Below are 18381 nucleotides of genomic sequence, written 5' to 3' on the forward strand. Positions count from 1 at the left end.
TATTCCTACTTATTGCGAATATAATCGGCTAATGTTGCAACACTATAAAAATTTTTGCGCAAATCTTGATCCTGATTATCCATCTGCACATTATATTTTTTTTGTATCGCTAACCCTAATTCCAGTGCATCGACAGAGTCCAATCCAAGACCATCCACAAACAGAGGTTCATTGCTCTGAATATCGTCGACGGTAATATCCTCTAAAGCGAGTGAGTCAATAATCAATTGTTTTAATTCAAGTTCTATAGCGTCATTCATTTAGTTTCTCCTCAAAATAATGTTGTAAATATTGATTTAATCGGCGAGCTGCAATGGGTGCCGGTTTTTCTTTTAGCCAATCTTGCGGATTAATGTCTTCACCGACAATAAACTGATAGTGAATTTTATGTTCTGCGACTTGATACCAGGCATGATCTTTTTTAAACGCCGGCGGCGACATTTTAATCACTACGGGCGTAATCATTTTGGCACCTCGTAAAGCGATGGCGCAGGCGCCACGGTGAAAATTAATAACGCCGTCATGACCGGTGCGTGTGCCTTCGGGAAAAATCAGCAAGGATTCACCGCACTTTAATACTTCGGCACAGTGTTCGATCATTTCCGGAGAGCCGTCATTCGGGATATAGCCGCAAGCCCGAATAGGGCTATTCAAAAAAGTATTTTTTTGCAGGCTTTGTTTTACGACACAATTGCAATTTTTAGCATAGGCAATCATAAATACCACGTCCAATAAAGACGGATGGTTTGCAATAATCAATTGTCCGTTTTTGCCTAGTTTTTCCGCACCGAGGAATTCGAAACTAAATACGCCGATAGCATTTAAAAATTTCAAATAATAGCGCCAACTGGTTGAAATAATTGAACGCGCTTGCAATTGTTGGTTTAATGTATTGTCTTTTTTTAATGTAAAAGGTAATAAAATAACCTTCATTACTACCCCGAAAATACCAAACACTAGAAAACCGATAGCATTTGCGATAATACGCCAAGTGCGGTCGCAGTATTTCCCTTTTTCACTTTTTATTATATTTGGCATGCCAGCTCCAACAACGATCTTGATATTTTAAATTATGTTGCCAATTAGCGTTAGCTAAAATAATATTTTTCAGATTTTCAAGATTGGTCGAATACTCAATATTATGTGCAGTTTGATTTTTATTCTTCCGAGTCAGGCTTAAACAAATTTCATTTCCGGTCGTAACCAAGAAGGCTGCGGCATAGGCAAATTTTTCCAAATACCCGTCGTTTATGGGATTTTCTTCTTTCAAAGGTTCGTCCGCAATAATGATCAATACCTCGCGGTGTCCGCTTTGTAGCAGTAAATAGGCTTCGAGCAAAGCAGTTTCAAGGCCGTCTTCACGTGCAGAAAGTGCGGTCATTTCCGAAGTGTCTTTCCGAATCATTGACCATTGCCCCACAATGGAATTATGCACGGAAAGTCCGAAAGAAGTGGGGGATAACTGTTCGCCACCACCCAATTCTTTCAATAAGGCAAAACTGCGGGAAAATTCGCCGTCGCGAGAAACGTATACCACCGGACATTGTTTGTCTTGCATTATTTCCCATGCGGCCATAAACACCAGTCTGGGGAGATCGCTTAAACGACGGCGTTGCATCGGTGCAAGAAAGGATAGATCCAATGTTTTTTCGTCAAAAAAGCTTAAGGGCTTACCTTTTGCCCAGTCCAACCAATCTTCTTGTTGGGTAAGCGAAAAAGAAGCGGCTTTCCATTGACTGAGCGAAAGTGAAAATTGCAAATTCAAATCCTTAGCGAAAAATTTTGGCAAATAATATAAGATTCCAAACGATTATTCAAGAAAGTCATGATTTACATATTGGATTTTGATTAAATTTCAGTTGAAATTTTAATTGTCTTTGTTATATTCCTTTCAATTAAAACAGTTTTATTTACTTGCCAAAGGAAACAATATGAAAAAATTATTATTGATCTCACTTGCCACATTAACTGTTGCGGCCTGTGCCCCGCGTGATACCACACATTATTATTCGATTCAAGAAGCGTTAAATTCACCGCAAGCAGCAGGTGTGGTTGACCCGAATATTAAATTATATTTTGGCAAAAGTGTTTCCGGTAAGGTGGTGAAATCGGGTTTGGTGAGCAATAAGAAAACCAATTTTGCCAATAAATCCGATCAGGAAGGTTGTACTTGGGCATTTTTATCTGCCGTGAAACAATTCCAGGAACGGGCTAAAGCCGAGGGCGCCACAAAAGTCAGCAATTTAGTCAGTTATTATAAAAAGAATACTTATAACAGCACCACGAACTATGAATGCCATGCCGGCCGCGTGGTTGGCGGAGTCACCTTAAAAGGTGATTTGGTCAAATAATTGAAAATACCGGGCTGCAAATCGCCCGGTATTTTTCTATCAATCAATACGTTGCCTAGAAAATTTTCTCATCAATGTCTTCATCGAATAATGATGCTAATCCAACAACGCTTTCACTAACGCTTCTACAAATTCTAACCGTTCTTTTGCGCTTTCCGTTATTTGGCTAAAACGGAATTTGGTCGGGCCGTCGAAGCGGTAAACCGTCGGGTTTTGTTTGATTAAGGCTAAGAATTTAAGCGGATCAAGTTCGGCGTTGGCTTTGAATTCCAGTGCGCCGCCTTGGGCGTGTGCTTCGATTTTTTGGATTGCCAACGGTTTTGCCAATAGGCGCAGTTCGGCGATTTGCAGCAGGTTTTTGCCGGCTTGTGGCAGTAAACCGAAGCGGTCGATCAGTTCGACTTTCAATTCGTCCAGCTCTTGTTGGCTGGCGGCACTGGCGATCCGTTTGTAGAAGGACAGGCGCATATTGACATCGCCCAGATACTCTTCCGGCAGCAACGCAGGAATGCGCAGATCGATTTCCACTTGTTGCTGGGTCAGCTCATCAAGTGACGGTTCGCGCCCCTCTTTCAGCGCATTGACCGCACTTTCCAGCAGTTCCATATATAACGAGAAGCCGATTGATTCGATCTGTCCGCTTTGCTCGCTGCCGAGCAGTTCGCCCGCACCGCGAATTTCCAAATCGTGGGTGGCAAGCACAAAACCCGCCCCGAGATTATCCAGGCTTTCCAACGCCTCCAAGCGTTTCAATGCGTCTTTGCTCATGCGTTTCGGGTGTGGCGTGAGCAGGTAGGCGTAGGCTTGATGGTGCGACCGCCCGACCCGACCGCGTAGTTGGTGCAGTTGTGCCAAGCCGAATTTATCGGCGCGTTCGATAATAATGGTGTTGGCGGTCGGCACGTCGATCCCGGTTTCGATAATGGTGGAGCAGACCAACAAGTTGTAACGCTGATGATAAAAATCGCTCATCACCCGTTCCAAATCGCGTTCACGCATTTGTCCGTGTCCGATCACAATCCGCGCTTCCGGCACCAGTTGCGCCAGCTGTTCGGCGCAATTTTCAATCGTGGCGACATCGTTATGCAGGTAATACACCTGTCCGCCGCGCAGAATCTCGCGCAGCACCGCTTCGCGGATCAGTAAATCATCGCTTTCGCGCACAAAGGTTTTAATCGTCAGGCGGCGTGCCGGCGGGGTGGAGATAATCGACAGGTCGCGCATGCCCGTCATCGCCATATTCAGCGTGCGCGGAATCGGGGTGGCGGTCAGGGTCAGAATATCCACATTAGCGCGCAATTGTTTGATTTTTTCTTTTTGGCGCACGCCGAAACGGTGTTCTTCATCGACTACCAATAAACCGAGATTTTTAAATTTCACATCGGATTGCAGCAGCTTATGCGTGCCGATCAGGATATCCACCCGACCTTGTTCAAGTTGTTCTAAAATCACTTTTTGTTCTTTGGCGGTTTTAAAACGCGACAACATTTCCACATTGACCGCTAAATTGGCAAAGCGATCTTTGAAATTGTCATAATGCTGTTGCGCCAACAGCGTGGTTGGTACCAGAATCGCCACTTGGCGACTGTTGTTCACCGCCAAAAAGGCGGCGCGGATCGCCACTTCGGTTTTGCCGAAACCGACATCGCCGCACACCAAGCGATCCATCGCTTTCGGCTGGCACATATCGCTGATGACCGCATTGATCGCCATTTGCTGATCGACGGTTTCTTCAAAATTAAAGGTGTCGGCGAATTGGCGGAATTCCTCTTTATTATATTGAAAAGCAAAGCCTTTTTGCGTTTCACGTTTGGCATAGACATCTAACAATTCCGCCGCCACATCACGGATTTTTTCCGCCGCCTTGTGCCGCGCTTTCACCCACGTATCGCTGCCCAGTTTGTGTAATGGCGCGCTTTCTTCATTGCCGCCGACATAGCGGCTTAATAAATAGAGCGAGGAGACCGGCACATACAATTTTGCCTCGTTGGCGTAATCTAAAATCAGGTATTCTGCGGTAATGCCGCCGGTTTCGAGGGTGGTCAAACCGCCGTAACGCCCGACCCCGTGATCGAGGTGCACCACCGGCTGTCCGGTTTTCAATTCGGCTAAATTGCGGATCAACGTATCGGGATTGACGGTTTTGCGTTGATCGCGTTTGCGCTGCTGTATCCGTTCGCCCAGAAGATTGCTTTCGCTGATAATGGCTAGTTTGTTTTTATCATTCTCTAAAATAAATCCGTTTTCCAGCTCGCTAATCATCAGATTATGTCGCTGTTCATTTATTTGTGACAAGGTCACAATAAAGTGCGGTTTCAGCTTAAGCGGGCGCAATAATTCCAGTAAGGTTTCGCGCCGTCCTTCCGTTTCCACCGAAAACAGCAGTTGTCCGTCAAACTGTTCGGCAAATTGGCGCAGCAGCTTGAGCGGTTCTTTTTGTTGCGCATTAATCGTCAGCTCCGGCAGCGGACTGACGGGCAAATTGCTTTGGCGTGCCGAATTGCGTAATTTCTCGTTATGCAGGGTTAAGCGCGGGTAGTTTTTCAGGTGGCGATTGATTTCATCACTGCGTAACCAAAGCTGTTCCGGAGGTAGCAACGGACGCATTGGATCAACCTTACGGCTTTCAAAACGCTGTTGTGCGTCTTGATAGAAGCGTTGCGCACGCTCGCCGTTGTTATGGTAATCAATAAACAGGCTATTTTCAGGCAGGTAATCAAACAGCGTCGCCATCTGTTCAAAAAACAGCGGCTGCCAATATTCAATTCCCGACACAAACGTGCCTTTGCTGATTTGTTGATAGATATGTTCCGGATCACGGCGGATTTCAAAACGCTCGCGGAATTGTCCGCGGAAAAACTCAATCGCTTTCTCGTCAGTCGGGAATTCGTGCGCCGGCAGCAGATTAATCTGTTCGATTTTGTTCAGTGTGCGTTGCGTATCCACATCGAAAGTGCGGATCGAATCGATTTCATCATCGAAGAAATCCAAACGAAACGGTTCGTCGCTGCCCATCGGGAACAGATCCAACAATGAACCGCGCACCGCATATTCGCCGTGTTCCAGCACTTGTTCCACCGCGCGATAACCGGCATTTTCCAGTTGTGAGCGCAATTTGTTTAACCGCACTTTGTCGCCTTGTTTAATCAGCAACACATTGTTGCTTAAAAAGTGCGGTGGGCAGAGGCGTTGCATTAAGGTGTTAATCGGCAACACAAAAATACCTTGTTGCGGCTGTTGCAAGAAAAACAGCGCGCTTAAACGGGCGGAAATAATATCTTGGTGCGGTGAAAAACTGTCATAGGGCAAGGTTTCCCAATCGGGGAAAAAACCGATCTTTTGCGAGCTGAAACGGCGCAGTTTTTTCTCTAAACTGAGGGCGTGGCGGGTGTCGGCAGTCACCACCACGGTTAAACCTTGATGTTGGCAGGCGGCTTGGCTGATCGCCAACACGTCGCTGTCGGCAAGCACGTTGCCGAGTAATTTATGATCATTCGCCGTACTCGGCAAATTCAGGCTAAAAAGGGTGTTCATGGTTTTTGTTAGACTTAGAAAAAAATAAGCGTCTAGTGTAACCTAGACGCGGAATGAGGGAAAGTGCGGTTTAAAACATGGCTAAAAACAATTTTAGAATCTGTTGATCTTGGCTTAGTTCGGGGTGAAAAGCGCAGGCGAGCAGATTATTTTGCCGGACTAATACCGCTCTATCTTCCACTGTTGCCAATACCTCTACTTGGTCGGAGAGCAGCCGTCGGATATAGGGGGCACGGATAAAAATTGCCGGCACGGTCCCGCTTATGCCTTTAACGCAAAGTGCGGTTTGAAAGCTGTCGATTTGTCGCCCGAACCCATTGCGTTGCACTTCAATATCCATTAAGCCTAAATGGGCGGTTTCGTCGCCGTGAATCTGTTTTGCCAATAAAATCATACCGGCGCAAGTGCCGAAAATCGGTTTGCCTGCAGCGGCAAAGGCTTGAATCGCGACAATAAAACCGTATTCACCCATCAATTTCCCGATTGCGGTGCTTTCACCACCCGGTAAAATCAAGCCGTCCAGCGTTGCCAGTTGTTCCGCTTTTTTGACGGCAACGGCATTGACACCCAAGGCGTCAAGTTGCGCCAGATGTTCGCTGACCGCCCCTTGCAATGCCAGCACACCGACACGGTAAGTAGAATGGGCTTGCATACTCATACTACCAACCACGTTCTTGCATTCTGTCGCCGGCGGCGAGTTTGGCAATATCCAAGCCTTTCATCGCTTCGCCCAGTTCTTCCGATAAGCGGGCAATCCGATCATAATCTTGGTAATGGGTGGTGGCTTGTACAATCGCGCGCGCGAATTTTTCCGGATTTTCCGATTTAAAAATGCCTGAGCCGACAAAAACACCGTCTGCGCCCAACGCCATCATCAACGCGGCATCGGCAGGGGTGGCGACCCCGCCTGCGGCAAAATTGACCACCGGGAGTTTGCCTAGTTGTTTGATTTGTAATAATAATTCGAACGGTGCGCCTAATAATTTTGCTTCGGTCATTAATTCATCATGGCTCATAGCCACCACTTTGCGCACTTGTGCGTTGACTTTGCGCATATGGCGCACCGCTTCCACGATGTTGCCCGTGCCCGGTTCGCCTTTGGTGCGCAACATTGCCGCGCCTTCACCAATACGGCGCAAGGCTTCGCCCAAATCGCGACAACCACAAACGAACGGCACGGTGTAATCGCTTTTCAGCAAATGAAACTCTTCATCGGCAGGGGTCAGCACTTCGCTTTCATCAATATAATCTACCCCCATTGCCTCTAAGACACGTGCTTCGGTGATATGCCCAATCCGCACTTTTGCCATGACCGGAATACTGACCGCATTCATCACCTCTTTCACGATTTTTGGGTTTGCCATGCGAGCCACGCCGCCGGCAGCCCGAATATCCGACGGCACGCGCTCTAGCGCCATCACCGCCACCGCCCCGGCGGCTTCGGCAATGCGCGCTTGCTCCGCATTCACCACATCCATAATCACGCCGCCTTTTTGCATTTGCGCCATACCGCGTTTGACAACATCACTGCCTAAAATTTTGTTCATTATGTTTTCCTTCATTGTCGTTGGTTTTTGAATATTATTTTGTGAAGCAAGGGATCGCTATTTTGCGCTATTCAGGTATGATTAAAAGCGTCAGTTTTGATTATATTAATGGGGTCAGATGGTGAAAAACTACCTTTTTCAGTTGGATAAGCAGGCGGAGCAACCGTTATATGTTCAGTTGTATCAGCAGATCAAAGCGGATATTAGCAGTGGACGCCTTGCTTACGGCGAAAGATTGCCGTCGAAGCGGCGGTTGGCGGATTATTTAACCATCAGCCGTAATACGGTGGAAACCGCATACAGCCAACTGTTGGCCGAAGGCTATGTCGAAGCCAAAGTGCGGCAGGGTTTTTTTGTGCATTTTAAGGCGGAGCAGTTTTTTAAAACGCCCGAAAGTGCGGTGCAGCCGCAGGTGGTGAAAAAAACAGCGGCGTTTCGTTATGATCTCAACCCGAATCAAATTGATACCGCACTTTTTCCGCTGCAACGCTATAAAAAAATACAAAAAACGGTGTTACAGACACGGGGTTTGCAGTTGCTGAATATGGGGGAGAAGCAGGGCGAGACAGTGCTACGCGAGCAGATTCTTCACTATCTGTACGCTTCACGCGGCATTAGTTGTTCCATTGAGCAAATCGTGTTGGGGGCGGGGGTCGAAACCTGTATCAGCCAGCTGGTTTTGCTGCTCGATCAATGTTATCCACGGCAATCGCTGGATTATGCGATGGAACAATACGGTTATCCGATGGTGGAGCAGTTGTTATCTTTATTCGGTAAATCGGTACGAAAATTGCCGTTATTTCAGCCGCAAGCCGAACATTATCGGTTGGATTTCACCTGTTTGGCGCAAAGTGCGGTGGATGTGTTGTATCTCACGCCATCACACCAATATCCTTACGGCTCGGTTCTGTCGGTCAATGAGCGACATCAAGTATTGGAGTGGGCACAGCAGCAGCCGAACCGTTACATTATCGAAGACGATTACGACAGTGAATTCCGTTACAAAGGCAAGCCGATTCCCTCGTTGCAACATTTGGACGGCACGCTGTATTCACAGGGCAAAGTGATCTATTTAGGTTCATTTTCCAAATTATTGATGCCGTCGTTGCGTGTCACGTTTATGGTGTTGCCGCAAGCGCTCGTGCCGATTTATCAACAAAGTTGCGGCTTGCTGAATTCCACCGTGCCGCGTATTAACCAGCACGTTTTAGCGCAATTTATGCAAAGCGGTGAATTTGAGAAGCATATTCACCGCATGCGCACCCATTACCGCAAAAAAATGGAATTGCTGTGCCAATTGCTACAGCCTTATCGTCGCGTCATTCGCTATCAGGGTGAACATTCCGGCTTTTACCTGCTGTTGGAACTACGGCAAGAAACGCGCTCCGTTGCTGAACTTTGTCGCTTGGCAGAAAATGTGGGCATTAAGATTTACCCGGTGAAACAGCAGAATGCCGATAAGCGTTATTTTTCATTCGGCTTTGGAAATTTATCGCTGCAAGATTTAAATGAAGCGGTCACATTGCTGATGACCGCATGGGGATATGAAAAACACTAAAATAGGCTGAGGCTCAAGGCAAGTGCGGTTTAGAAATCCAACTGCTGATGATTAATGCCCAACGCTTCGGCGATTTTTTTACGTGTCGATTTGCGCAGTTTCTTCGAGTTTTCATGTTGTGAATAGGCGGATTGGCTGATACCTAAACGATCCGCGACTTGTTGTTGGGTGTAGCCTAAATATTCGCGCCATGCGCGCACCGCACTACAGCCTTCGTGTTTGAAAAAAATCTCGACCACTTCGCTGGGAACGCCATCACTCAAATCCAATTCACGCATTTTGATTGTGGCGAAATATTGTTCGTAAGGAATGACAACAAATGCAGGCTTCCCATTGTTATCATTGATAATTTGTGTGTTAAAAAGCGTAGGTATTGTCGTCACGTTTTTTTACCTCTTCAATGTGGATAATATGGATATTGTGTTCAAAACCATAGTTGAAAAATACTCGAAACCGTCCAACTCGTAGGCGATAATCATATTTATAGTTAGTGAGCGACTTTACATTTGAATGATAAGCAGGAAAATTAGCCAAAACTTGGCATTTACTGCGAATCATTTCTCGCTCTGGGATTTTAGCCAGTTGTTTAACCGCTCTTGACTTGAATATAATTTTATTCATTAGTTTTCCAGATTTTATAAGTTAAAATATAAGTTGTCAAATGTCGTTATACTTTAATCAAACCCGGTTTAAAGGCGAGCGGCGACAGCAAAAGTTGGAATCGGAATCGCAAAAAACAAAAAAGCGATCCGAAGATCGCTTGAGATTGCTGACAAACTGACTTCTCTCCCTCCGCGTGCGGAGGGAGTACCGTTTTGCGTAAGAAAAATGGGGAGGGAGGGGCAATATGAAAATGCAACATATTCATTTTAAAATGATTTATGCCTCCCTCCGTCCTTCGGACACCTCCCTCCGTATACGGAGGGAGGGAAATTATTCGAGAAAGAGACTTTGTCATCAGCCTGAAGCGATCCGAAGATCGCTTTAAGTGGAAAGTGCGGTTTAATCGCAGGGCAAGATTTTGATTGCCAAACCGCCGGTGGAAGTTTCGCGATATTTGGAGTTCATGTCTTTGCCGGTTTCGTACATGGTTTCAATCACTTTGTCTAAGCTAACCGACGGGCTGCTGGTGCGGCGCAGCGCCATGCGGCTGGCGTTGATCGCTTTGACCGAGGCAATGGCGTTACGTTCGATACAAGGCACTTGCACTTGTCCGTTGACCGGATCGCAGGTTAAACCGAGATTGTGTTCCATGCCGATTTCGGCGGCGATACAGACTTGATCCGGCGTGCCGCCTAAGATTTCGGTTAACCCTGCCGCCGCCATCGAACAAGCAACGCCGACCTCGCCCTGACAACCGACTTCTGCTCCGGAAATAGAAGCATTCATTTTATACAGCGAGCCGACAATGCCGCAGGTTAACAAATAGCGTGCAATCGTTTCCTCCGACAGCGGGGCGATAAATTGCTGGTAATACGCCAACACCGCCGGCACAATGCCACAGGCGCCGTTGGTCGGTGCAGTCACCACCCGTCCGCCTGCCGCATTTTCTTCATTAATCGCCAACGCGAACATGTTCACCCAGTCGATGATTTTCATCGGATCGTTCGACAGACTGTTGTTCGATTCCAGCATGCGGCGAAGTGCGGTCGCTCGGCGCGTTACTTTCAGCGGCCCGGGCAGCAAACCTTCGGTGTGCATGCCGCGTTGCATACAATCCGACATGGTTTGCCAAATCCGCTGCAAATAGGCGTTGACCGCACTTTGATCGCGCAGGGCGATTTCATTGCGCAACATCATACCGGCGATCGATAATCCGCTATTTTTGCAATGTTGCAGGATATCATTGGCACTGTGATACGGATAAGGTACATTCAATACGCTGTCTTGGGTTTGGTTAAAATTTGCCTCGTCCACGATAAAGCCGCCGCCAATCGAATAATAGGTTTGCGAATAAACGGGTTGTCCCTGTTTTAAGGCGTGTAAGCGCATGCCGTTTTCATGCAGCGGCAGAAAGGTTTTATGGAAAACCAAATCCTGTTCAAAGTCGAATTTGACTTGTTGCTGTCCGCGCATAATCGGCAAAAGTGCGGTCTGTTTCAACGAGCCGATAAATGCGGGAATGGCTTCAATTTCCACGTCTTCCGGCAAATAACCCGCCAAGCCCATAATCACCGCGGTATCGGTGCTGTGCCCGCGTCCGGTCAGGGAGAGCGAGCCGTAAACATCCACTTTAAGCTGGTCGATTTCAGGCAACAACCGTTGCTGTTCCAGTTCATCCACAAACTGTTTTCCGGCTTTCATCGGTCCGACGGTATGCGAACTGGACGGTCCGATCCCGATTTTAAAAATATCAAACACACTAATCATAAAAGACTCTTTTTATTTTTCTTAACGCTCAAACCTCTGCCAAAGCAGAGGTTTGCTGTCTATCATACAACAAAGTTCAACCTTAACGGAAAAGGATATAAACGATTGCTGAAATCGCAATCAATCCCATCACGGTGACAAACACATTGCTGAACTTGCCGCGGTATTTTTGCATTGCCGGGACGTTACGAATCGCATACATCGGCATGATAAACAGAATCATGGCAATAATCGGTCCGCCCAAGGATTCGATTAAGCCTAAAATACTCGGATTAATGGTTGCCACCAGCCAAAGCGAAAACAGGAAGAACAGCGCGGTGATGTAATTCAATCGGTTGCGGTTAATGTCTGTTTTCCCGGCGTCACGGTTCATTTTGATGATTAATCCCGCCAAACCTTCGCGCGCGCCAAGATAGTGGCCGAAGAAGGAGCTGGTAATCGCCAGAAAAGCGACCAATGGTCCGAAATAAGAAATATACGGGTTATCGAATTTATTGGCGAGAAACGACAAAATGGAGATGTTTTGGGTTTTTGCCAAGGCTAATTCTTCAGGGGTTAAGGTCAGGACACAGCTGAAAACAAATAACATCACAAAAATCAGCAATAAGGCGGAAGTGCCGCGCAGCACGCGGTTGCTATGCTGTTCCGTGGCTTCGCGGGTTTTATATTCGCGTCGTTGTGACAGGCTGAAAGCGGAGATCGCCGGCGAATGGTTAAATGAAAAAATGAGCACGGGGATGGTGAGCCACAAAGTTGTTAAAAATGCACTGCCGCTCGGCATTTGTTGTAACGACGCCGTGTTCCATTCCGGGATTAAATAGATTGAGAGGGCAAATAAGATGGCAACGAGCGGATAAACCAACCACTCGGTGACTTTCAGCATAAACTTTTCCCCCATCAACATCACGCTGATTAAAGCCGAAATTAACATAATCGATAAAATCATGCGTGGCGGCGCAGCCATATGCAGCTGGTTTTCCATAAATGAAATGACGGTATTGGTGATTCCGACGCCGTAAATTAATAAGATCGGGAAAATGGCGAAAAAATAGAGCAGGGTGATCAGTTTCCCGGCGGTTTTACCAAAATGTTCTTCGACGACCTCGGTAATATCGCTGCCCGGATGTTCGGACGATAACACAAAACGGCTTAAACCGCGGTGCGCTAAGTAGGTCATCGGACCGACGATTAGCGCCATAAAGACCAACGGCCAAAAACCACCCATTCCGGCATTAATCGGCAGGAATAAAACACCGGCACCGACAGCGGTACCGAAAAGGTTTAAAACCCAAGCACTATCCAATTTATTCCATTTTTTTTCATCTGCCAAGGCGGCAGTTTTAATGTTGCTTATTTCCATATAAATTTCATCCTAAATTAACTAATTGATTATACTTGACATTTATTTAATAGTAGTCTGGAGTTGTACCAGTGACGACGGCGGGATGATAGGGAAGTAAAATAAGAAAAACAAATGCCGGATATCAGAATTGTGATCTGCCCGGCAATATATTGGAATAGTCAGCTGAAATGTTTAATAAGTTGTTAAAAATATTGGTTTATTTTGTGGTTATAAAAGAATAACCCCGCTTTGCCGTTTACGTTTTTTGGGAAAAAGTGCGGTATTGTAAAAGGAAATGTTCAAAATCTTCTAAGCCGCAAAAGGCGAGGCTTTCCTGATCATAATAACTGAAGCCCTCTTCCATTTCCTCCGTATTATCAAAGGCTAAATTATTGGCTTGAACCATCACTTCTTCGCCGTCGAGCGAAAGGGTGAATTCGTGGCCGATCAGCCGGAGTTCCGCCTGCGGGTTGCGATTTTGTTTGGCTTGTTCGATCAACGCGAAGACTGCCGCGAGCTTTTGCGTGTCGCCGTAAATCTCGCTGTTAATCCAATTGGAGAGCGCTTCATGCTCCATACTGCAACGGGCAATCGGTTTGCCTGAATAATCGAAAGAGAATTGAAAATCCATACTGCGATTCCTTATAAACGAAAAAACGATTGCATTTTAGCAGGGCTTGCGGTAAATAAAAATACTAGGTTTTATTTGTTCGATTTGATCTATCACAACATTTTATCTGCTAAATCTCAGTATGCTATATTGCAGATTATTTTGAATTCACCGATCTTGAGGTCCGAAAATATGACAGCAACAGAATTATTGGGCGAAGGTATCAATCTAATGCTCTCCGGCATGGGCTTTGTCCTGCTATTTCTTTTGATCCTTATTTTTTCCATTCGCTTAATGTCGAATACGGTAAATCGTTTCTTCCCTGAGATTATCAAACCTGTTGCCGCTAAACCCAGTGCGGTTGTTCCCAATGCGGCGAGTGAAATTGATGTCCTGCGTCCGGTTATTGTCGCCGCGATTGCGCACCACCGCCGTCAACAACAGAACAATTAATGCTTATTTTAATGGAGTTTTATCATGACAAAATCAGTTCGTCCGATTGCTATTACTGATGTGGTGTTGCGTGATGCTCACCAATCCCTGTTTGCCACCCGTTTACGTTTAGATGATATGTTGCCGATTGCGTCCGAATTGGATCAAATCGGTTATTGGTCATTGGAAGCATGGGGAGGCGCGACCTTTGACTCGTGTATCCGTTATCTGGGCGAAGATCCGTGGGTGCGTTTGCGTGAGCTGAAAAAAGCGATTCCGAATACGCCATTACAAATGTTATTGCGCGGGCAAAATTTGCTGGGTTATCGTCATTATGCCGATGATGTGGTCGAGCGTTTTGTCGAAAGAGCGGTCAGTAATGGCATGGACGTGTTCCGGGTATTCGATGCGATGAACGATCCGCGCAATATGCGTTGTGCGTTGCAAGCGGTGCGTAAGCATGGCGGTCATGCACAAGGTACATTGAGCTATACCACCAGCCCGGTGCATACGTTGGAAACCTGGTTGGAGGTGACGGAGCAATTGATGGAGATCGGCGTCGATTCGGTGGTGATCAAAGATATGTCCGGTATTTTAACGCCAATGGCAGCTTATGAACTGGTGAGTGAAATCAAAAAACGTTACGACGTGCGCCTGCATTTGCACTGTCACGCCACCACCGGGATGGCGGAAATGGCACTGTTAAAAGCAATTGAGGCGGGCGTTGACGGTGTCGATACCGCGATCTCCTCCATGAGCGGCACATACGGGCACCCGGCAACCGAAGCATTGGTGGCGACGTTGCAGGGCAGCGAATATGACAGCGGCTTGGATATTCACAAATTGGAAAAAATCGCGGCGTATTTCCGCGAGGTACGTAAAAAATATCAAGCCTTTGAGGGGCAATTAAAAGGTTCTGACAGTCGGATTTTAGTGGCGCAAGTACCGGGCGGCATGTTGACCAATTTGGAAAGCCAATTGAAACAACAAAATGCCTCGCAAAAATTGGATGAGGTGTTGGCGGAAATCCCGCGGGTGCGTAAAGATCTGGGCTATATTCCGTTGGTGACCCCAACCTCGCAAATCGTCGGTACTCAGGCGGTGATCAACGTATTGATGGGGGAGCGTTATAAAACCATTGCCAAAGAAACCGCAGGGATTTTGAAAGGCGAATATGGCCGCACCCCGGCGCCGGTCGATACCGCACTTCAAGCCAAAGTATTAAACGGCGGAACGGCGATTACCGACCGTCCGGCGGATCATCTACCGCCCGAAATGGAGAAATTAACCGGTGAAGTGAAGCAACTGGCCGCCGAAAAAGGCATTAAATTGGCAGAGAATGCAATTGATGATGTCTTAATTGTGGCGTTATTCCCGCAAGTCGGTTTGAAATTCCTTGAAAACCGCGGTAATCCAAGTGCCTTTGAACCGGCGCCGACCGGTGTGACAGCGTCACGAGAAAAAGCGGAAAGCAAACCGGTTAAAGTCAGTTCCGGGCCGGCGGTTTATACCGTGGAATTAGAGGGCAAAGCTTTTGTGGTGAAAGTGAGCGAAGGCGGGGAAGTCGGGGAAATTACTTCGACCGCGCCGCAAACGGTAACATCGGCGGCGGCACCGGCACAAACCGGCGGTGTGGAAGTGACCGCGCCGATGGCGGGTAACATCTGGAAAGTGGTTGTCAGCGAAGGGCAACAAGTGGCAAAAGACGAGGTGTTATTAGTATTGGAAGCGATGAAAATGGAAACGGAAATCCGTGCCGCTCAAGCCGGTAAAGTACAAGGAATCGCGGTGAAAGCCGGAGATGTCGTTGCCGTCGGTGATCGCTTAATGAATTTAGCCTAGAGAGCCGAATGTTATGGAAAGTATTTATACTCTTGTAGGCGGGATGGGCTTTATGCACCTTGAACCGGGGCAGGCAATTATGATCGCCGTCAGTTTATTGTTGCTGTGGCTGGCGATTGCTCGCAAATTTGAACCGCTGTTGCTGTTGCCGATCGGGTTTGGCGGGTTACTTGCCAATATTCCCGAAGCAGGCATGGCAATGAGCGCATTGGATAATTTGTTACATAGCGGTACGGCGGAGCAACTGACCTTTGTTGCCGCGAAGCTCAATAGCACAACGGATATTGCTTCGATCAAGGCGGCATTAAATACCGCACTTCCGTCAATCGTGAGCCAGTTGGAAAGCTATGCGACGGATATGGGCTACAGCACCGGAATTTTGGCGCTGTTCTACAAAGTTGCGATCGGTTATGGCGTCGCACCGTTGGTGATTTTTATGGGGGTTGGTGCTATGACGGATTTCGGTCCGCTGCTGGCGAACCCTAAAACCCTATTGTTGGGCGCGGCGGCGCAGTTCGGTATCTTTGCCACGGTGTTGGGCGCATTATTGCTGAATTGGTTAGGCTTAATCGAATTTACCTTACCGCAAGCGGCTTCAATCGGTATTATCGGCGGTGCTGATGGTCCGACCGCGATTTACTTATCCAGCAAATTGGCGCCTGAGCTATTGGGGGCGATTGCGGTTGCAGCGTATTCCTATATGGCATTGGTACCGTTAATCCAACCGCCGATTATGAAAGCGCTGACCAGTGAAAGTGAACGCAAAATCCGCATGGTGCAATTGCGTAATGTCAGTAAACGGGAAAAAATTCTGTTCCCGATCGTATTATTGTTGCTGGTCGCATTATTATTGCCGGACGCAGCGCCGTTATTGGGGATGTTCTGCTTCGGCAATTTAATGCGGGTGAGCGGCGTGGTTGATCGCTTGAGCGACACCACGCAAAATGCGCTGATTAACATCGTCACCATTATCTTAGGCTTGTCCGTCGGGGCAAAATTGGTTGCAGATAAATTTTTGCAGCCGCAAACATTGGGGATTTTATTATTGGGCGTGATTGCATTTGCTATCGGCACGGCAAGCGGCGTATTAATGGCGAAATTATTAAACCGTTTTGCCAAAGACCAGATCAATCCGTTGATCGGTGCGGCGGGGGTTTCAGCGGTACCGATGGCGGCAAGGGTTGCCAATAAAGTCGGTTTGGAAGCCGATTCGCAAAATTTCCTGTTAATGCACGCGATGGGGCCGAATGTCGCCGGCGTTATCGGCTCGGCAATTGCCGCCGGGGTGATGTTGAAATATATTGCGGCGATGTGATGGTTTATGAATAGCGAACAAAAAGGCAGCCAATCGGCTGCCTTTATTGATATTAAAATAATCAGATACTAAATGACGATCCGCAACCGCAAGTGGTGCTGGCATTCGGGTTATTCACGATAAAACGCGAGCCTTCCAACCCTTCGGTGTAATCTACCGTGCCGCCGATTAAATATTGCAAACTCATCGGGTCAACCACCAAAGCAACGCCGTTTTTTTCGATGGTTAAATCACCGTCATTGACTTTCTCATCAAAAGTGAAGCCGTATTGAAAGCCGCTACAACCGCCGCCGGTGATATAGACGCGTAATTTTAAATTCGAATTATCTTCGTCGGCGACGAGATTTTTTACTTTGTTCGCAGCGGCGTCGGTAAAAATTAATGGAATTGCTACATCTGTCATAAGGACTCCCACTGATGTGCGATAAAAATATTCGGCTATTATTATACAAGCGGAATTTCTGTTCAAGCGGTATTTCGGTGCAAAGTGCGGTAGCGGAGAGCATACTGTTTTATCTGGCGGGCTGAAAATGCTATACTTTGCCACGAGTTAAAATAAGCGTACATTAAAAGGTAACCCATGAATATTCCTATCCGCAATGATGTTGAATTAGAAAAACTGCGTGTAGCCTGCAAATTGGCACAAGAAGTGCTGGTGATGATCGAGCCGTATGTTAAGGCGGGCGTGAGCACCGGCGAGTTGGATCGCATTTGCCATGAATATATGGCGAATGAACAGAACGTGGTGCCGGCGTGTCTGAATTACCACGGTTTCCCTAACGCAACCTGCATTTCGGTGAATGAAGTGGTTTGCCACGGTATTCCGAGTACCGATAAAATTTTGAAAAACGGCGATATCGTGAATATTGACGTTACCGTGATCAAAGACGGATTTTTCGGCGATAATTCAAAAATGTTCTTGGTCGGCGAACCCTCGATTCAAGCCAAACGCCTGTGCGAAGTGACGTTGGAGTCATTGTATATCGGCTTACGTACCGTGAAAGCGGGGATTCGGCTGAATCAGATTGGAAAGACCATTCAGCAATACGTCGAAAGCAAAGGCTGTACGGTGGTGCGCGAATATTGCGGACACGGCATTGGCGATCAATTCCATTGTGATCCGCAAGTGTTGCATTATTATGCCGATGACGGCGGTGTCATTTTGCAGCCGGGCATGGTGTTCACGATTGAACCGATGGTGAACGCCGGACGACGCGAAGTGCGGTTGATGAAAGACGGTTGGACGGTGAAAACCAAAGATCGTAGCCCGTCGGCACAGTATGAACACCAGATTGTGGTGACCGAAACCGGCTGCGAAGTGATGACGATTCGTGATGAGGAGATCGCCGAAGGGCGGATCTCGCGTATTATGGTTAATCGATAAATAACCTCATTTTTCCCTCCTCCGCCCTTCGGAATCTCCCTCCGCTCGCGGGGGAGGGAAATAACCCGCTTAGTTTGTTGTGATAACCGCTAATCC

At 47.2% G+C, this 18381-nt stretch carries 18 protein-coding genes; 6 read left to right on the forward strand and 12 right to left on the reverse strand.

Going from position 1 to position 18381, the window contains the following annotated elements; translation table 11 throughout:
* Positions 1 to 5: 5 nt before the first annotated feature.
* Genes ACQ31U_RS10655 through ACQ31U_RS10665 form a run of 3 tightly spaced genes read right to left on the reverse strand, consistent with a single transcriptional unit; the run spans position 6 to position 1759 of the window.
* Positions 6 to 260 (reverse strand): phosphopantetheine-binding protein, encoded by a 255-nt coding sequence (locus tag ACQ31U_RS10655; RefSeq protein WP_431051896.1) that lies wholly within the window; start codon positions 258 to 260, stop codon positions 6 to 8.
* Entirely contained in the window at positions 253 to 1038 is a 786-nt protein-coding gene (locus ACQ31U_RS10660) for a 1-acyl-sn-glycerol-3-phosphate acyltransferase (protein ID WP_431051898.1), read from the reverse strand. Before ACQ31U_RS10660 ends, ACQ31U_RS10655 begins: the two co-directional genes overlap by 8 nt.
* A complete protein-coding gene (locus ACQ31U_RS10665) occupies positions 1016 to 1759 on the reverse strand; it encodes a beta-ketoacyl synthase chain length factor (RefSeq protein WP_431051900.1) in 744 nt (247 codons plus the stop codon). The genes ACQ31U_RS10660 and ACQ31U_RS10665 overlap by 23 nt, the downstream gene beginning before the upstream one ends.
* A gap of 172 nt (positions 1760 to 1931) precedes the next feature.
* Between ACQ31U_RS10665 and ACQ31U_RS10670 the strand changes: the two genes are divergently transcribed.
* Positions 1932 to 2351, forward strand: a complete 420-nt coding sequence (locus ACQ31U_RS10670) for an excinuclease ABC subunit A (RefSeq protein WP_431051902.1) — start codon at positions 1932 to 1934, stop codon at positions 2349 to 2351.
* Positions 2352 to 2447: 96 nt separating this feature from the next.
* Here the strand turns inward: ACQ31U_RS10670 and mfd are convergent, their stop codons facing one another.
* From mfd to pdxS, 3 genes are all read right to left on the reverse strand, one after another.
* Complete coding sequence (gene mfd, locus ACQ31U_RS10675) at positions 2448 to 5885, reverse strand: transcription-repair coupling factor (RefSeq protein ID WP_431051904.1); 3438 nt, start codon at positions 5883 to 5885, stop codon at positions 2448 to 2450.
* A 70-nt stretch (positions 5886 to 5955) separates the two neighbouring features.
* Positions 5956 to 6537 (reverse strand): pyridoxal 5'-phosphate synthase glutaminase subunit PdxT, encoded by a 582-nt coding sequence (gene pdxT, locus ACQ31U_RS10680; protein ID WP_431054333.1) that lies wholly within the window; start codon positions 6535 to 6537, stop codon positions 5956 to 5958.
* 7 nt (positions 6538 to 6544) lie between these two features.
* The gene (gene pdxS, locus ACQ31U_RS10685) at positions 6545 to 7432 is read right to left on the reverse strand and encodes a pyridoxal 5'-phosphate synthase lyase subunit PdxS (RefSeq protein WP_431051906.1); all 888 of its coding nucleotides are present in this window, start codon (positions 7430 to 7432) and stop codon (positions 6545 to 6547) included.
* Between the two features lie 121 nt (positions 7433 to 7553).
* Between pdxS and ACQ31U_RS10690 the strand changes: the two genes are divergently transcribed.
* Positions 7554 to 8990 (forward strand): PLP-dependent aminotransferase family protein, encoded by a 1437-nt coding sequence (locus ACQ31U_RS10690; RefSeq protein WP_431054334.1) that lies wholly within the window; start codon positions 7554 to 7556, stop codon positions 8988 to 8990.
* A 29-nt stretch (positions 8991 to 9019) separates the two neighbouring features.
* On the opposite strand, the gene ACQ31U_RS10695 is transcribed toward ACQ31U_RS10690, so the two are convergent.
* The 5 genes from ACQ31U_RS10695 to ACQ31U_RS10715 form a co-directional block, all read right to left on the reverse strand.
* Positions 9020 to 9364 (reverse strand): helix-turn-helix domain-containing protein, encoded by a 345-nt coding sequence (locus ACQ31U_RS10695; protein WP_431054335.1) that lies wholly within the window; start codon positions 9362 to 9364, stop codon positions 9020 to 9022.
* Positions 9348 to 9611 carry a type II toxin-antitoxin system RelE family toxin gene (locus ACQ31U_RS10700; RefSeq protein ID WP_431051908.1) on the reverse strand — a complete coding sequence of 88 codons (264 nt, stop codon included), beginning with the start codon at positions 9609 to 9611 and terminating at the stop codon, positions 9348 to 9350. Before ACQ31U_RS10700 ends, ACQ31U_RS10695 begins: the two co-directional genes overlap by 17 nt.
* A gap of 381 nt (positions 9612 to 9992) precedes the next feature.
* Complete coding sequence (locus tag ACQ31U_RS10705; RefSeq protein ID WP_431051910.1) at positions 9993 to 11360, reverse strand: L-serine ammonia-lyase; 1368 nt, start codon at positions 11358 to 11360, stop codon at positions 9993 to 9995.
* An 82-nt stretch (positions 11361 to 11442) separates the two neighbouring features.
* Entirely contained in the window at positions 11443 to 12720 is a 1278-nt protein-coding gene (locus ACQ31U_RS10710; protein ID WP_431051912.1) for an HAAAP family serine/threonine permease, read from the reverse strand.
* Positions 12721 to 12958: 238 nt separating this feature from the next.
* Positions 12959 to 13333: a YacL family protein gene (locus tag ACQ31U_RS10715; protein WP_431051914.1), complete on the reverse strand. Its 375-nt coding sequence runs from the start codon at positions 13331 to 13333 to the stop codon at positions 12959 to 12961.
* A gap of 171 nt (positions 13334 to 13504) precedes the next feature.
* Here ACQ31U_RS10715 and ACQ31U_RS10720 point away from each other — a divergent pair, with 171 nt between their 5' ends.
* From ACQ31U_RS10720 to ACQ31U_RS10730, 3 genes are read left to right on the forward strand one after another with little or no spacing between them, the layout of a single operon-like run.
* Complete coding sequence (locus ACQ31U_RS10720) at positions 13505 to 13765, forward strand: oxaloacetate decarboxylase subunit gamma (RefSeq protein WP_431051916.1); 261 nt, start codon at positions 13505 to 13507, stop codon at positions 13763 to 13765.
* Positions 13766 to 13789: 24 nt separating this feature from the next.
* Positions 13790 to 15586: a sodium-extruding oxaloacetate decarboxylase subunit alpha gene (gene oadA, locus ACQ31U_RS10725; protein ID WP_431051918.1), complete on the forward strand. Its 1797-nt coding sequence runs from the start codon at positions 13790 to 13792 to the stop codon at positions 15584 to 15586.
* Positions 15587 to 15599: 13 nt separating this feature from the next.
* Positions 15600 to 16901, forward strand: a complete 1302-nt coding sequence (locus tag ACQ31U_RS10730) for a sodium ion-translocating decarboxylase subunit beta (protein ID WP_431051920.1) — start codon at positions 15600 to 15602, stop codon at positions 16899 to 16901.
* 61 nt (positions 16902 to 16962) lie between these two features.
* On the opposite strand, the gene erpA is transcribed toward ACQ31U_RS10730, so the two are convergent.
* Positions 16963 to 17304 carry an iron-sulfur cluster insertion protein ErpA gene (erpA, locus tag ACQ31U_RS10735; protein WP_431051922.1) on the reverse strand — a complete coding sequence of 114 codons (342 nt, stop codon included), beginning with the start codon at positions 17302 to 17304 and terminating at the stop codon, positions 16963 to 16965.
* Positions 17305 to 17481: 177 nt separating this feature from the next.
* On the opposite strand from erpA, the gene map reads away from it, so the two are divergent.
* Positions 17482 to 18285: a type I methionyl aminopeptidase gene (gene map, locus ACQ31U_RS10740; protein WP_431051924.1), complete on the forward strand. Its 804-nt coding sequence runs from the start codon at positions 17482 to 17484 to the stop codon at positions 18283 to 18285.
* Positions 18286 to 18381 lie beyond the last annotated feature (96 nt).

The organism is Testudinibacter sp. TW-1 (genome assembly GCF_050613185.1).
In the GTDB taxonomy this organism is placed as follows: Bacteria; Pseudomonadota; Gammaproteobacteria; order Enterobacterales; family Pasteurellaceae; genus Chelonobacter.